General features: G+C 36.6%; 15 protein-coding genes. 6 read left to right on the plus strand and 9 right to left on the minus strand.

Translation table 11 applies throughout. The annotated features are described in order from the left end of the window. The 6 genes from ACEN36_RS12385 to arsD (ACEN36_RS12410) all read right to left on the minus strand — a co-directional run. The coding region (locus ACEN36_RS12385) for an arsenic resistance protein (RefSeq protein ID WP_407126792.1) at positions 1-571 on the minus strand (571 nt) is incomplete at its 3' end. Between the two features lie 33 nt (positions 572-604). Beyond that, positions 605-949 carry a helix-turn-helix transcriptional regulator gene (locus ACEN36_RS12390; protein WP_022797134.1) on the minus strand — a complete coding sequence of 115 codons (345 nt, stop codon included), beginning with the start codon at positions 947-949 and terminating at the stop codon, positions 605-607. A 22-nt stretch (positions 950-971) separates the two neighbouring features. Beyond that, positions 972-1,307, minus strand: coding sequence for an arsenite efflux transporter metallochaperone ArsD (gene arsD, locus ACEN36_RS12395; protein ID WP_022797133.1), 336 nt, complete (start codon positions 1,305-1,307; stop codon positions 972-974). 243 nt (positions 1,308-1,550) lie between these two features. Then, a complete protein-coding gene (locus tag ACEN36_RS12400) occupies positions 1,551-2,852 on the minus strand; it encodes an IS1380 family transposase (protein ID WP_087059323.1) in 1,302 nt (433 codons plus the stop codon). A 149-nt stretch (positions 2,853-3,001) separates the two neighbouring features. Next, a complete protein-coding gene (arsA, locus tag ACEN36_RS12405) occupies positions 3,002-4,732 on the minus strand; it encodes an arsenical pump-driving ATPase (protein ID WP_407126796.1) in 1,731 nt (576 codons plus the stop codon). A gap of 14 nt (positions 4,733-4,746) precedes the next feature. After that, positions 4,747-5,112: an arsenite efflux transporter metallochaperone ArsD gene (gene arsD, locus ACEN36_RS12410; RefSeq protein ID WP_407126799.1), complete on the minus strand. Its 366-nt coding sequence runs from the start codon at positions 5,110-5,112 to the stop codon at positions 4,747-4,749. 511 nt (positions 5,113-5,623) lie between these two features. Between arsD (ACEN36_RS12410) and ACEN36_RS12415 the strand changes: the two genes are divergently transcribed. After that, a complete protein-coding gene (locus ACEN36_RS12415; RefSeq protein ID WP_407126802.1) occupies positions 5,624-6,448 on the plus strand; it encodes a hypothetical protein in 825 nt (274 codons plus the stop codon). Between the two features lie 320 nt (positions 6,449-6,768). On the opposite strand, the gene ACEN36_RS12420 is transcribed toward ACEN36_RS12415, so the two are convergent. After that, positions 6,769-7,131 carry a winged helix-turn-helix transcriptional regulator gene (locus ACEN36_RS12420; RefSeq protein WP_407126805.1) on the minus strand — a complete coding sequence of 121 codons (363 nt, stop codon included), beginning with the start codon at positions 7,129-7,131 and terminating at the stop codon, positions 6,769-6,771. Between the two features lie 123 nt (positions 7,132-7,254). Between ACEN36_RS12420 and ACEN36_RS12425 the strand changes: the two genes are divergently transcribed. After that, on the plus strand, positions 7,255-8,370 hold the full coding sequence (locus tag ACEN36_RS12425) for an S-(hydroxymethyl)glutathione dehydrogenase/class III alcohol dehydrogenase (protein ID WP_064686953.1): 1,116 nt from the start codon (positions 7,255-7,257) through the stop codon (positions 8,368-8,370). Between the two features lie 4 nt (positions 8,371-8,374). Beyond that, a complete protein-coding gene (fghA, locus tag ACEN36_RS12430) occupies positions 8,375-9,208 on the plus strand; it encodes an S-formylglutathione hydrolase (RefSeq protein WP_407126808.1) in 834 nt (277 codons plus the stop codon). A gap of 74 nt (positions 9,209-9,282) precedes the next feature. On the opposite strand, the gene ACEN36_RS12435 is transcribed toward fghA, so the two are convergent. Together ACEN36_RS12435 and ACEN36_RS12440 are read right to left on the minus strand one after the other, a co-directional pair. Next, a complete protein-coding gene (locus ACEN36_RS12435) occupies positions 9,283-9,663 on the minus strand; it encodes a transposase (RefSeq protein ID WP_407126811.1) in 381 nt (126 codons plus the stop codon). Between the two features lie 203 nt (positions 9,664-9,866). Next, positions 9,867-10,226 carry a transposase gene (locus ACEN36_RS12440; protein ID WP_407126813.1) on the minus strand — a complete coding sequence of 120 codons (360 nt, stop codon included), beginning with the start codon at positions 10,224-10,226 and terminating at the stop codon, positions 9,867-9,869. 175 nt (positions 10,227-10,401) lie between these two features. Between ACEN36_RS12440 and ACEN36_RS12445 the strand changes: the two genes are divergently transcribed. From ACEN36_RS12445 to clpL, 3 genes are all read left to right on the plus strand, one after another. After that, positions 10,402-10,560: a hypothetical protein gene (locus ACEN36_RS12445; RefSeq protein WP_407126814.1), complete on the plus strand. Its 159-nt coding sequence runs from the start codon at positions 10,402-10,404 to the stop codon at positions 10,558-10,560. 149 nt (positions 10,561-10,709) lie between these two features. Then, complete coding sequence (locus ACEN36_RS12450; protein ID WP_407126816.1) at positions 10,710-11,858, plus strand: zinc-dependent alcohol dehydrogenase; 1,149 nt, start codon at positions 10,710-10,712, stop codon at positions 11,856-11,858. A gap of 35 nt (positions 11,859-11,893) precedes the next feature. Continuing rightward, on the plus strand, positions 11,894-14,008 hold the full coding sequence (clpL, locus tag ACEN36_RS12455) for an ATP-dependent protease ClpL (RefSeq protein ID WP_407126819.1): 2,115 nt from the start codon (positions 11,894-11,896) through the stop codon (positions 14,006-14,008). Positions 14,009-14,207 lie beyond the last annotated feature (199 nt).

A 14,207-nucleotide genomic window follows, 5' to 3' on the forward strand; every position in this document is an offset into this window, starting at 1 on the left:
GGACAGATACGTTACCTATACCCAATAAAAGTGCCACAATTGGAGCATATAAAAAGAGAACAATAATATCATTGATAGACACTTGCAATAAGGTGTATGCTGGATCACCTTTTGTTAGTTCACTCCAGACAAATACCATAGCCGTACAAGGAGCTGCCCCTAAAAGAATCGCACCAGCTATGTATTCATTGGCTAGTTCTGGACTTAAAAACGGTCTAAATACTACCAAAAAGAAAAAGGCAGAAATTCCATACATGGTAAATGGTTTAATTAACCAGTTTACTGCTGTAGTTAAGATTAATCCTTTGGGTTTTTTTGTTGCATTTACAATACTGCTAAAATCAATTTTTAACATCATTGGGAAAATCATTAACCAAATTAAAATAGCTGTTGGAATCGATACATTATAGTACTCAAATTGACTTAAAAAATTAGGAATTGCAGGAACAAATTGCCCTAGCGCTACACCTATAATCATTGATAAAGCAACCCATAAACTTAAATAGCGTTTCCAAAGTCCAATCCCATTTTCTTTATTCGATACTTTTTCTTTTAAAGCTGTTTCTTTCATGATTTTCCTCCAATAATAATCGTATTTAATCTTTTAATGAGAAACAAAAGAAGATAAACTTTTTGCTTCTTTTTGAATGCCTTCAGTCTCACAAATGCATTCAGATGAATGTGTTAATAAATGAATGGATCCTTGAATGTATTGCTGGGCTACTTGCTCGTTAATTGAGTAATGTTGCCAAGTCCCTCTTTTTTCGGCTGTAACTAAGCCAGCTTCTACTAATATCTTAATATGGTGAGACAAAGTAGGTTGAGTAAAATCAAAATGTTCTAAAATATCACACGCACACATTTCTCCGCACGACAACATATCCAGTATTTTTACGCGTTTTGGCTCCGAAAGTGCTTTGGCAACCTTCGCATATTCTTCGTAAGTCATTTTTATTCTCCTTTCTACTTAATTACAGTGAGACTTCTGCTTCTTCCAAGCATAGTTTTAGCCACTCAGATAGTTCTTTATTTGTTGGGTAATCGTTCATCTTAACGATTGTTTCGTCATTCAATACGGTTACAGGCAAGCAGTCAATCCCTTTTTCTTGGATTAACTTCGTTACAGCTTGATTTCGAACGAATGAATCAGGATTGGCACTTAAATTATATCGAATGAATTGTTTCCCTTTTATCTTCCGTATTTGTTGAAAGAGACTTGTTATACGGATCAGATTTCCATCTACAGAAGGTCCACAAACACCTGTGCTACAGCACATCGGAGGTTCATAAAGAGTTATTTTATCCACTTTTACTCCCTTCCTTTCTCTAAATTATTTTAAAATAGTGATATACCTGAATCATTCATAGATTTTTATACAGGGACATTTTTATCAAAAAATTAGGCGAAACTGAAATGTTTCTTTCTTTTTTACAAATCGATTAGATTCCTTCCTAACGGAAGAAAAGAAAAGTTCATTTCTACTAAAAAAGAGCGCACTTTCCCCTTGTTTTTTTGAATAATTTTTAAAATTATCGATTTAACACTCGAATCATAGGTAAGTTAAATTCTGAAGAATCGTTTCAAACTCTTTGTCATACACATTTGCACAACTGAATTGGATTTGAACTCGACGAGCATGATGTGTCAGTCGAGAAGCAACCTTAATGAACCGAAAACGAATGGTATCGATAAGAGATTTTATTTCTGTTTTTGGAAATACTAAGTATTTCATTAACTGAATAAGATCATAAGCAATTCCGCTAATAGTCATCCGGATGGCATTCGTCAAAAACGCAGAACTATCTGTTTTATCAAAATAGAAGCCTGACTTGATTTCTTTAATAAAGTTTTCCATAGTCCCACGGTTTTGGTACATCTTAAACACTTGGTCATTGCGAATAACAGTAGAAAGATTAGTTGTCACAAATTCATGGCGAAAAAGCAATCCATCGCGTGTCGATTTTATCACTACTCTTTGAGGTTTCTTCCATGATTTTGCTTGATAATCGATGTTAAAGTACTGAACTTCTGTTTCTTCCCAATTCGTATCATCACCATAGGTGATCAGATGTTCTGCAATCGTTTGAAGTTTCGTATTAGCTTTTAGCCGGATCACAAATTGAACGGAGTAATCGTCTGCTAGTTCATAAACTTCAGGTGTGGCAAATCCGCTGTCTCCACGTACCAGAATATTTAACTCAGTTGTACGGTCTTTATAGGAATCTAGTAAATCACGGACAAAAGAACCGACACCTTTTGAGGTATATTGGTTTCCAGAACGCAGCTTAGCTCCAAGAAAAAGACCTGTAAGTCCATCAAAAGCAAGCAATGGATGGTAGCCAGTTGTCCCATAATGAGCATTATAATCAGTAGACTCTTGGTTACCAAATGTATCAGAATGAGTAGAATCTAAATCTAAAACCATTTCTTGTGTAGCTTGAGATTCATGAAACAGCTTGATTAAGGCTTGTGTCAAGTCATTCAATTCATCTAAATTTTTTTCTGTCGATTCTGAAAAGAACCGAGAGATAGTTGGCTGTGAACTGCCTTCTTGTTCATCTAAGATGAGCTTAAAAACGGGATCATGCCGCAAGGCATTGGCTGCGCTATCCGACTTATAACCTGAAATGAGTTGATACAGTACCTGAAGAAACGTTGTGTTCTTTGAATGGGTAAAGAATTTCCGCTTGTCTTCAAAATGCACATTTTTCTTCACTAATTTATTAAACTGAATTTTTTCGAGGAACTCACGAACCAAAATCAATCCGCCATGGGAAGATAGCTTTTCACTTTTTGAGGAAATTTGAACATTTTTATTGAAACTTAGTCGATTATCGCGTAAATTTGACATATAGAACACCTCTGTTTTGTATTTTCGTCAAATCTACATTAACAGAAAGGTGTTCTTTTTTCACGCACCAAATGGGTGAAAAAAGAAACTCTTTACAAATGTTGAAGAAATACGGTTTTAGAGCGCAAACTCATAAAGCTATGAATTATCTAGGATATAGGTTTTTCTTTTACTTCAGTAGAATGCCACTCGACTACCGCAAAATGATCATTAGACAGTTCTGCTACTGTATTGATCCAAGAGACTTCACTTTGAGCACGAGCTCTTAATACGTCATTCGTTGTACCACTCGTTAACATACTATTATTTATTACCCACCAAGTATGAGCGATCTTGGCACGATCTAAATCTTCTTGTAGGCGCATAGATTCATATACTGGTGTATTTTCAGGTAAAGTAACCATGACAACTTCTGTTTGTTCTGGATTTTGTAAGACTGGCAACAGTCTACGAACGGACTCAGGAACTTCACCAGAAGTTCGTTCCACTTCTTTAGCATAGCTTTGAGAGGAATCTAACAATAATAAAGTATGTCCAGTTGGGGCTGTATCAATGACGACTACATCACAATCAACTGTAGCAACAATTTCTGCAAATCGTCTGAAAACGGCTATTTCTTGAGTGCAAGGAGAGCGTAAATCTTCTTCAACATACTCCAATTCCTCAGAAGACATGGTCTTACGTGCTTTAGATAAAACTTCTTCCTTGTAATCCTGTAATTCTTTTTTCTCGTCAATATGACTCATTTTAATATTTTCTGTTTCAGTAATCACAAATTCCAAATGAGCTGCGGGATCTGTTGTTGCTAAATGAACTTTTTTACCTTTAGCTGCCAATCCTGTTGCTAATGTAGCAGCAATCGTTGTTTTCCCAACGCCACCTTTACCCATAGTGAAAACAACTTTTTTGTTTGTTCGATCTAACTCATCTATAATGTGTTGTAATTTAGGGTAACTCATTACTTCTGGAGCTTCTACGGCTGCATTTGTTTGATCTGATGTTAAAAGTAACCGTAAGTTTTCAACGCCTGTTACGTTATAAGAACGTAATGGAACCATGAATTTTGAAAATTGTTTCAAATTTTCCGGCATGTTTTTTAATGTTGATTGTTGTTCATCATAAATTTTTTGAGAAACGCTATCTGTCGGTCTTTCTAACAATCCATTGATAATTAATTGTTGATTTAACACACCGATCTCTTTTAATTCTTCTGAAGCTCTATTCGCTTCGATAAGTGGCCCGTTTTGTGGACGAGTAACCAACATTAAGGTTGTTTTTGTCCCCTCTGATAGTGTATCTATTGCGTGCTTATACATTTCTTGCTTATCGCCAAGTCCTGAAAGCTGACCCATACATGAAACACCAGTAGTGTTTTCATCCAAGAAGTTACTCCATGCAGAAGGCAGTTGCAACATTCTCAATGTATGTCCTGTTGGAGCAGTATCAAAAATAATGTGATCATATCGAGCTTCAACTTCTGGATTCGTTAAAAACCCAGCAAATTCATTAAAAGACGCAATTTCAACGGTACAAGAACCTAATAATTGCTCTTCCATGTTGGCTACAGCTGAATCAGGCAGCACCCCTCTATATGGACCAACAACACTTTCCATATAGTCACGTGCAGCAGTGATTGGATCAAAGTTCGCTACTGTTAAGCCATTAACTTCTGGAATTTCTAAGCCGTTGTTCGTTAATTCTTTCTCAAAAACATCTTGTAAATTACTCGCGGGATCCGTACTCACTAACATAACGTTCTTTCCACTATCCGCTAAAGAAACTGCGGTAGCACAAGCTGTAGATGTTTTTCCTACTCCGCCTTTACCAGTAAAGAAAAGATATTTTGTAAGGTTTAATTGTTCTGGTTGATAATTTTTCATTTTTTAAAATCCTCCTAACAACATCCTGAGTTTGATCCACAGCAGCCACCGTCATTTGATTCCACTGGGACAAATCTAACTCCTGTAAAAGCAGTTATTTCTTCGATTGAAGGGTATCCTCCAAATTTAACTATCTCACCATTTAGTAGTGTTGCTGGCAACGCATCAGCGCCCTTTTCTTGCAATAATTTACTCATTTGTTCGTTTTCTACAAATGTTTGAGGATCACTAGATAAATTGTATCTTTTAGCTTGAAAACCCTCTACTGTATCTAAAGCGTTCATAACTGAAGTAATTTGTAATAAGTCTTCATTTACAGCTGGTCCACATACTCCTGTGCTACAGCACATTGCTGGTTCAAATAATGCTAATTCTGTCATAATTTTCTTGCTCCTTTGTAGAGAATTTATTTTGACACCAAGACATAGATAAAGTTCTATGTATAATATAGAACTTTATCTATCTATAGTCAATAAAAAATAATTTCGAGTAATTGTACTATCTTAATTTCCTGCCGCCATCTCTAAGAGTACCTATGATTAGCAAAAAAAGAACCTCAAAATATCAAGGTTCTGAATACATGATTCTATAGAATTTCATGTGTCTAAAATTCTTACTTGTTAAAACAAATTCAAAATATGTTATCTTTAAGTTAAATATTAGACTACATATTCATAATATAAGGAGTGCACTTTATATGGTTTTAACTTTAGCCTGTTTCTTGTTTATAATCATTGTTGTAACCAAGAATAAGGACAAATATAAAAAGTAAACGCAATAAAAACAGCCTTGTTAAATCAAGGTTCTATAGACACTATTCTATCCAATATTATGTATTAAAATTGGAAGCTGGATTTATCACAATAATAATTTTACTGGAGAGGACTATTTATGACTAAATTGACTGAATATAAACAACTTCTTTCAAAGAATTATGATAAAGCAGTTGAATTTTTGCTTAAAAAACATGGTACAGCAGAAGATGATTACTTCAGTGGAAAATCATATGAACGTTTTTTAAAAGGTGAAATAAAAAACATCACAAAAGGGAATTTTTCAAGGTCTGATGACGGCTTAGAGTGTCACCATGTTGATGAAGATAAATTTTTAAATATCTCAAATAGGAATTCTATAAAGGATTTTACGACAGGTCAGAATGTTCCTTTTGAATCTCACAAAAAAGAAAGATTAGTTTTTTGTGATGTGATAGAACATGCTATCCTGCACATCTTGATTGCAAAAGAAACCTCATTAGTTTTTGGATTTACAGGATATATGTGTTATTTACAACCTAAAATACAGGAGTGGTATATTGATAAAAATATTCCTCAAAAAAGTAAACACCATATCACTTGTTACCATAAAGCATACATAAAACCTGAAGAAGCATTTGAATTATTAGAAATAATGGACAATATATTGTTCATTGAGAATGAAAAAAACCAACAAGAAAAAAAAGAAATTGAAAATGAAGAAAAAATAAAAAAAGAAATTGAAAGCCTTAAAAAGTTAGAAAAGTTAAAAGCAGAAGAATTTTATTCAACTTATCCCAAATTCAAAATTTTAGATATAAATTATGATGTGAAGCGGCAACAAGTCCTTGCTTTGTTATTCAAATTTAATGATCAGTATAATAGTTTCATAAAATTCCAACCAGCAATGAAAAAATATAGTATGGATGAACTTTTAAAAAAATTGCATTCGGTTGTGAAATAGTAATAACAAATTTTATAGTGTCAATTTTAAGTGTACCTAGAACAGACAGCGATAAGGTTTTGTTTTTTCGTCTTTTTTAGTGTTTATTATGAGTGTCGATTAAGTAAGCTGATAAAAAGGAGTGAAAAATATAAAAGTAGGCTATGCACGTGTATCGTCTACTCGTTCAATTCTAGATGATAAATGAAAAAGGAAGCTAAGCCTGCAGCCTGACTTCTTTTTCTCAAATTCTTCTATCAAATTGATCATTCAAGAAGTCGAGAAACGCCTTCATGCAAGCGATTATGGACTTTTGTTTTCAAAAATGTTTGTGCAGTTTATTATTCAACTGAATCTTTGCTAGCGTTTTCTTTCAAAAATTCTCTAAAACTATCTCCCCAATCACAAATAGAAGTTACAACGGGTTCTAAGAGTAAACCAATTTCACTTAGTTGGTACTCTACTTTAGGAGGTACAACCGGGTATACAACCCTAGTAATGATTTGATCTTCTTCTAATTCCCTTAATTGTCTAATTAACATACGTTGATTGACATCGGGAAGGTATCTTTGTATTTCACTTAACCTTAATGGAGACTGTTGGAGCAAACACCAGATAATCGCTATTTTCCAACGTCCACCTATAACGGATAAAGCCAAATCCTTGCTAGTGAAAAAAGTTTTTTCTTTATAATGAATGGTCATATAGTACCATCTCTTTCTATTGATATTTTGTTTATAGTGACAAAAGCGTCAGTATTGTCTAATGAATTATAATATGAGATTATGGAAAAGTAAATTAGCAAACAAATGAAAGAAGGTATTCAATTGAAAAGTAAAGCTGCTGTTGCATTTAAACCAGGAGAACCGCTTCAAATTGTAGAAATCGATGTAGAAGAACCAAAGGCAAAAGAGGTCTTAGTAAAAATCTTGCATACTTCAGTTTGCCATACTGATGCGTTTACTTTATCGGGTGATGATCCAGAAGGTGTATTTCCGGCTGTACTAGGTCATGAAGGTGCTGGTGTTGTCGTTTCTGTAGGGGATGAAGTGACTTCCGTAAAACCAGGAGACCATGTGATTCCACTGTACACGGCTGAATGTGGGGAATGTAAATTCTGTCTTTCTGGTAAAACCAACTTATGTAGTGCCGTGCGAGAAACGCAAGGCAAAGGTTTAATGCCTGATGGAACTACACGTTTCTCTTATAAGGGAGAGCCGATTTATCATTATATGGGAACCAGTACCTTTAGCGAATATACAGTTGTACCTGAGATTTCTTTAGCAAAAATTAACCCAGAAGCACCCCTTGATAAAGTCGCTTTATTTGGGTGCGGTGTAACTACAGGGATAGGTGCTGTACACAAAACGGCAAAAGTGGAAGAAGGTGCAGTAACAGCCGTATTTGGCCTTGGGGCTATCGGTTTAGCTGTTATTCAAGGATTGGTCCAAGCAAAGGCCAGCCGAATTATTGCTGTCGACTTAGATGAAGATAAGTTTGAATTAGCTAAAAAAATGGGCGCAACCGATTTTGTGAATCCAGCTAAATTTGATCGTCCTATTCAAGAGGTCATCGTTGAAATGACGGATGGGGGAGTTGATTATAGCTTCGAGTGTATTGGAAATGTGGAAGTTATGAAGGCTGCTCTTGAATGTTGTCATAAAGGCTGGGGGGAAAGCACTATTATCGGTGTAGCCGGCGCAGGGAAAGAGATTCATACTCGCCCATTCCAATTAGTAACGGGACGCGTATGGCGTGGATCAGCCTTTGGCGGAGTCAAAGGTAGAACGGAACTACCAGGAATGGTGGAGGACTTTATGGAGGGTAAAATTGACTTGGACCCCTATATCACCCATCACTTAAACTTTACTGACATTAATGAGGCATTTGATTTGCTTCATAGGGGCGAATCGATTCGAACGATTTTAACATATGAGGAGTGAAGAAGTGAATCTTAAGCTTATTGAAAACCACCGCTCTTTTGGTGGAGAACAGCGTAAGTACAGCCATTATTCAGAAGTGTTACAGTGCGACATGACCTTTAGTCTCTACTTGCCGTCCAATAAGGGAATGGAAAAAATCCCGCTTATTTGGTGGTTATCGGGTTTAACGTGTACCGATGATAATTTTAGTCATAAAAGTGGCTTCCAAAGATTGGCTGAAAAATATCAAGTGGCTGTCATGATTCCCGATACGTCACCACGCGGAGAACATGTTGCTGATGATGAGTCTTGGGATCTTGGCCAAGGTGCAGGATTTTATTTGGATGCGACCCAAGAACCATGGGCTAAGCATTACAAGATGTATACCTATATCACAGAGGAGTTAACCGCGATTGCGTCCTCTCTAGTGCCCAACTTATCAGGGAATGAGAGCATTATGGGGCATTCTATGGGAGGACATGGCGCTTTGGTAACAGGCATGAAAAATACAGAGCGATTCAAAGCGATTTCGGCTTTCTCTCCTATTTTGAGCCCTAGTCAAGTTCCTTGGGGGATCAAAGCCTTCACTACTTATTTAGGGGAGAATCAAACTTCCTGGAAAGAGTGGGATGCTTCCGAACTAGTTAAAGGAACCGGGATGCCGCCTATTCTTATTACGCAAGGAACTGAGGATGGGTTTTATCCAGAACAATTAACAGAAACGTATTTTTTGAAAAATGCTCAGGAAAATAATGTAGCCGTAGATTACAAAAATGAAGAAGGCTACGACCATAGCTACTTCTTCATTGCTACTTTCTTGGAAGATCATTTCGCTTTTCATATGGAGTACTTAAGATAATTCTTTGGTTTAAATTCTCACTCTATTTAAAGTGGTTTGATTGTTGAACTTTATAATATTCCTTAAGTCTTTTGTTAAAAGTAATCGCCTAATAGAAAGGTACCTAGAAAATGAAAAAGGTGCTGGGAAATAACTAGCTCTAAAAATAAAAACCGCGATGAAATAATCATAAATGTGATTATTTCGTCGCGGTTTTTATTTTTGACTGATTTGTGTTGAAAAGCTTCCGCTTTTCTTCTAGCCTCAAGGGCTAATTTGGTTAGGTTCATGCTCATAAGCATCATTCCAATGTCAGTATGTACAGCTTGCTTGCCTCTGACATGGGTTCTTCGCGTACCAGATACACCTTTCAATCGACCAAAAATAGTTTCTACGTCAATTTTGCGTTGAGCGTAGATGGCTTTTCCATGATCACTTTCAAGATTTTCATTTACATGATGCTTAAATATTCCCAATTGTAATTTACCGACGTCTGGTGTTGGACACCTTTGGGTGTTTTGGCTAATCGATCGAGCTTTTCATTCTGTTGCTCCACATCAGCCTTGTAAACTTTAAATTGTCTTTCAAAACTATTTTTATCATTCCGAGTGCTGTAGTGTGAAAAGCTAAAGCGGACACCATCTAAGTCAGTATAGTAATCTTCACTCCCATGATAATCTCAGTTATGACGATGTTTTGGATTAGAAGCATATTTTTTACTTTTCTCTTTATGGTACATGCCGTAGGGGATTAAAGGGACTTTATCAAACGTATCCACAACTGTCTGGTAATTTTCTTCACTTCCGTACCTTGCAATTAACTGTAAGACGATTTGTTCCAGAATGGATTCATTTTCATGAATATAATACAGTCGGTCGTCTTGAATCTGGATATTTTTACGTAGGATTCGGCTAAACTTAAATTTATCCATGAGTTCTTTTGCTAATATTAAGCCAGAATCTGAGGATAAATTTCCACCAGAGTGAGATACCGAGATATTTGAATTGAAAAGTAAACGATTTTCGTGTGAAGTTGCCATTGAGAGAACCCTTTTCTTTGGTTTGGTTTAGTCGCTTTAACCATAGCAGATTGGGGTTCTTTTTGTACACCCAAAGGGTGCGAATGAACGAAACAAAATAGACTATTATAACAAGGTTTTTGAAGCATTTTTGGAAAACCATGAATAATTCAGGATACTGAGAGAATGTTTTTTTTTGATGACAAAAATTGAGCGAAAATGGCATAAGATTTACATAGGGTTGATGGTGTTTATTTATCTGATCTATATTCCCGTATCGGTCATAGAATGGTTATTCATAGATAGCGGCTTTCCAATCGTAGCTTTAGTAGTAGGAATCCCTTGTCGTTTATGAGAAAAATCATATGGCACAGCTAAAAGTGGAATAAAAATAAAGAAGGTTCGTAAACGTAAGTGAAGTCTTAACTTTTTACTTATAGAAAAAAAGATGATAAACTGCTTTCAAAAGCTGAAACTATCACTTTTACAAAAAGGAGAGATTTTATGCGCGCAGTAACATGGCAAGGAAATGAAAAAATGGAAGTCAAAACAGTCCCGGATCCAACGATTGAAGAACCAACCGATATGATCGTTCGCATTACAGCAACAGCTATTTGCGGTTCTGACTTGCATTTATACCATAACGGGAAACCGGTCATGGAAGAAGACTATGTAGTAGGGCATGAGCCTATGGGAATTGTAGAAGAAGTTGGTTCTGCAGTGACGAAAGTGAAAAAAGGCGACCGAGTCGTTATCCCTTTCAACATTGGTTGTGGAGAGTGTCATTTCTGTGCTCATCATATGGAAAGTCAATGTGACAATTCCAATCCTAATCCAATGTTTGATCAAGGCGGATTGTTCGGTTTTGGTAAAATGGAAGGAAATCATCCTGGAGGACAAGCTGAATACTTACGTGTCCCATTTGCAGATTTTACTTCTTTTGTTGTTCCTGAAAGTAATCTGCCGGATGAGAAGGTATTATTTCTATCAGATGTACTGCCAACAGCATATTGGAGTGTAGAGCATAGTGGCATGAAACCAGGAGATACAGTAATCGTATTGGGTTCTGGCCCTATCGGATTATTTGTACAAAAATTTGCCAAAATGAAAGGTGCTAAACGTGTAATTGCCGTAGATAACGTCGATCATCGTTTGCAGCATGCGAAAAAAATGAACGGCGTAGAGATCGTGAATTTTTCAGATGTTTCTGAAGTTGGTAGTGAATTGTATGAAATGACTAAGGGCGGCGCTGAGATAGTAATAGATTGTGTAGGAATGGATGGCGTAAGACCAATCAAAGAAAAAGCTAAAGAGATTCTTACCTTGCAAAGCGGTTCTTACTCACCGCTACAAACGGCAAGTGAAGCTGTGAAGAAATTTGGTACATTGATGGTAACTGGGGTTTATATGACTCCAGCAACGAATTTCCCGTTCCAAGATTTCTTCACTCGTAATGTGAGTATCAAAATGGGACAAGCTCCGGTTATCCACTTGATGCCGAAAATCTATGACATGATTGAAAAAGGGGAATTCGACCCATCGGATATCATTACACATACAATGCCTTTGGAACGTGCGGCTGAAGCATACGATATTTTTGACAAAAAAGCAGACAATAACATTAAAGTAGTATTGAAACCAGGTATGTCTTAAAAGAAATAGTATAAATTTTATGGAGGTGTTGTAATATGGCAAATTTCTATGGAAATGATCCTTTTTTCAACAATGATATGGATGATGTTTTCAATCAATTATTTCGGCGCATGGATAATCAAAATTCGGAGCGTGCACGGTATTTAGTTAATGGACAATCGTTGACACCGGATGAGTTTACTCAATACCGAGCAACTGGTAAGCTACCCCAAAATAATAAAACAATAGAAGTATCTAAAGATGGTAAACAGGCTGTTAAAAAAGGAGGGATTTTAGAAAAGTTAGGGACTAATTTGACGGAACAGGCTCGTGATGGATTACTAGATCCAGTGATTGGACGTGAGAATGAGATTCAAGAAACTGCAGAAATTTTGAGTCGTAGAACGAAAAATAATGCAATCTTAGTTGGTGATGCCGGTGTAGGTAAAACTGCAGTCGTCGAAGGTCTGGCACAAGCAATTGTGGCTGGTAAAGTTCCAGAAACGATTCAAGATAAAGAAATCTATTCGATTGATTTATCGTCTTTGGAAGCAGGAACTCAATATCGCGGTTCTTTTGAAGAAAATATTAAACAGCTGGTAGAGGAAGTTAAAGCAGCTGGTAATATTATTCTATTCTTCGATGAAATTCATCAGATTCTCGGCACGGGTGCCACTGGTGGTGAAGATGGTGGCAAAGGATTGGCTGATATCATTAAACCTGCTTTGTCACGTGGCGAGCTGAGTGTAATCGGGGCTACGACTCAAGATGAATATCGCAATACTATTTTGAAAAATGCGGCTTTGGCACGGCGATTCAATGATGTTGTGATTAATGAACCGACGGCCGCTGACACTTTACGTATATTACAAGGTGTTAAAGAGCTGTACGAAAAATATCATCATGTTGTATTACCAGATGATGTTTTGAAGGCGGCTGTGGATTATTCAATCCAATATATACCACAACGCACTTTGCCAGATAAAGCTATCGATTTGATCGACATGACTGCGGCTCATTTAGCGGCTAAAAATTCGCAAACTGATGTTGAGACATTGGATCAACGCCTTAAAAAATTAGAGGCAGCTAAGGAGGCCGCCATTAAATCGGAGGACTTTACAAAAGCCGCTGATATCAAGAAGTCGATCGAGGAAACCAAGCAAAAAATTAAAGAAACGGATCAAAAAGAAAAAATCACTGCCACGATTGATGATGTGGCACAATCGGTTGAACGTTTAACTGGTATACCAGTTTCTGATATGGGCGCTAATGATATTGAGCGCTTGAAAAATCTTGATAAGCGTCTGAAAAGTAAGGTAATCGGTCAAGATGAAGCGGTTGAAATGGTAGCAAAAGCAATTCGGCGTAACCGTGCGGGCTTTTCAGAGGGTGATCAGCCGATTGGAAGTTTTCTGTTTGTGGGTCCAACTGGCGTAGGAAAGACTGAATTAGCTAAGCAATTAGCCTTAGATATGTTTGGAAATGAAAATGCGATTATTCGGCTAGATATGAGTGAATATGCTGATCGTACAGCTGTATCGAAATTAATTGGTACCTCGGCTGGATACGTAGGCTATGAAGATAATGCTAATACTCTAACTGAACGGGTTCGGCGTAATCCATATTCCATTGTATTATTAGATGAAATTGAAAAGGCTGATCCACAAGTATTAACGTTACTGTTACAAGTGATGGATGATGGGCGCTTAACGGATGGACAAGGCAATGTCATTAATTTCAAAAATACGATTATTATTGCTACTTCTAATGCTGGCTTTGGTAATGAAGCATTAAGTGGTGACAAGCAACAAGATCAGTCATTAATGGATAAGTTAGCACCATTTTTCCGCCCAGAATTTCTGAACCGTTTTAATGGAATCGTGGAATTTTCACATCTGACTAAGCAAGACTTAAGTCAAATTGTCGATTTGATGTTGGCGGATGTACAAAAAACTTTAGCCAAAAAATCCATCAAACTTGAGGTAACTAAAGCGGCCAAAGATTGGCTGATGGAACAAGGCTATGATGAAGCAATGGGTGCGCGGCCGTTACGGCGAGTAATTGAACAACAAATTCGTGATAAGGTAACGGATTTCTACCTTGACCACTTAGATGTCAAAAACTTGAAGGCTGATTTAGTGGATGATGAGATTGTGATATCGGCAGCTTAGCTTAAATCAGTGTTCATAAATAACTTTATGTAAGAGGAGATTTATTAGGAAGGAGATTGCTTGATAGATCTCCTAAAAAAAGAATCAGCTCTCAGTATTAATACTGAGAGTTGATTCTTTCATTTTCAATCATTACAGTTATATTTTGTTTTAAAAAAAGCAGTTGCTAATTTATCACCCATGCCGGGCGCACTAAAAA

Origin of the sequence: Desemzia sp. FAM 23989 (genome assembly GCF_045528345.1) — a bacterium.
Taxonomy (GTDB): Bacteria; Bacillota; Bacilli; order Lactobacillales; family Carnobacteriaceae; genus Desemzia.

What these genes read in the sequence shown, in the direction of transcription:
- clpL (WP_407126819.1), top strand. Translation starts at nt 11,894, where the DNA reads ATGGCAAATTTCTATGGAAATGATCCTTTTTTCAACAATGATATGGAT.
- ACEN36_RS12415 (WP_407126802.1), top strand. Translation starts at nt 5,624, where the DNA reads ATGACTAAATTGACTGAATATAAACAACTTCTTTCAAAGAATTATGAT.
- arsD (WP_407126799.1), bottom strand. Translation starts at nt 5,112, where the DNA reads ATGACAGAATTAGCATTATTTGAACCAGCAATGTGCTGTAGCACAGGA.
- ACEN36_RS12450 (WP_407126816.1), top strand. Translation starts at nt 10,710, where the DNA reads ATGCGCGCAGTAACATGGCAAGGAAATGAAAAAATGGAAGTCAAAACA.
- ACEN36_RS12440 (WP_407126813.1), bottom strand. Translation starts at nt 10,226, where the DNA reads ATGGCAACTTCACACGAAAATCGTTTACTTTTCAATTCAAATATCTCG.
- arsA (WP_407126796.1), bottom strand. Translation starts at nt 4,732, where the DNA reads ATGAAAAATTATCAACCAGAACAATTAAACCTTACAAAATATCTTTTC.
- ACEN36_RS12400 (WP_087059323.1), bottom strand. Translation starts at nt 2,852, where the DNA reads ATGTCAAATTTACGCGATAATCGACTAAGTTTCAATAAAAATGTTCAA.
- ACEN36_RS12420 (WP_407126805.1), bottom strand. Translation starts at nt 7,131, where the DNA reads ATGACCATTCATTATAAAGAAAAAACTTTTTTCACTAGCAAGGATTTG.
- ACEN36_RS12390 (WP_022797134.1), bottom strand. Translation starts at nt 949, where the DNA reads ATGACTTACGAAGAATATGCGAAGGTTGCCAAAGCACTTTCGGAGCCA.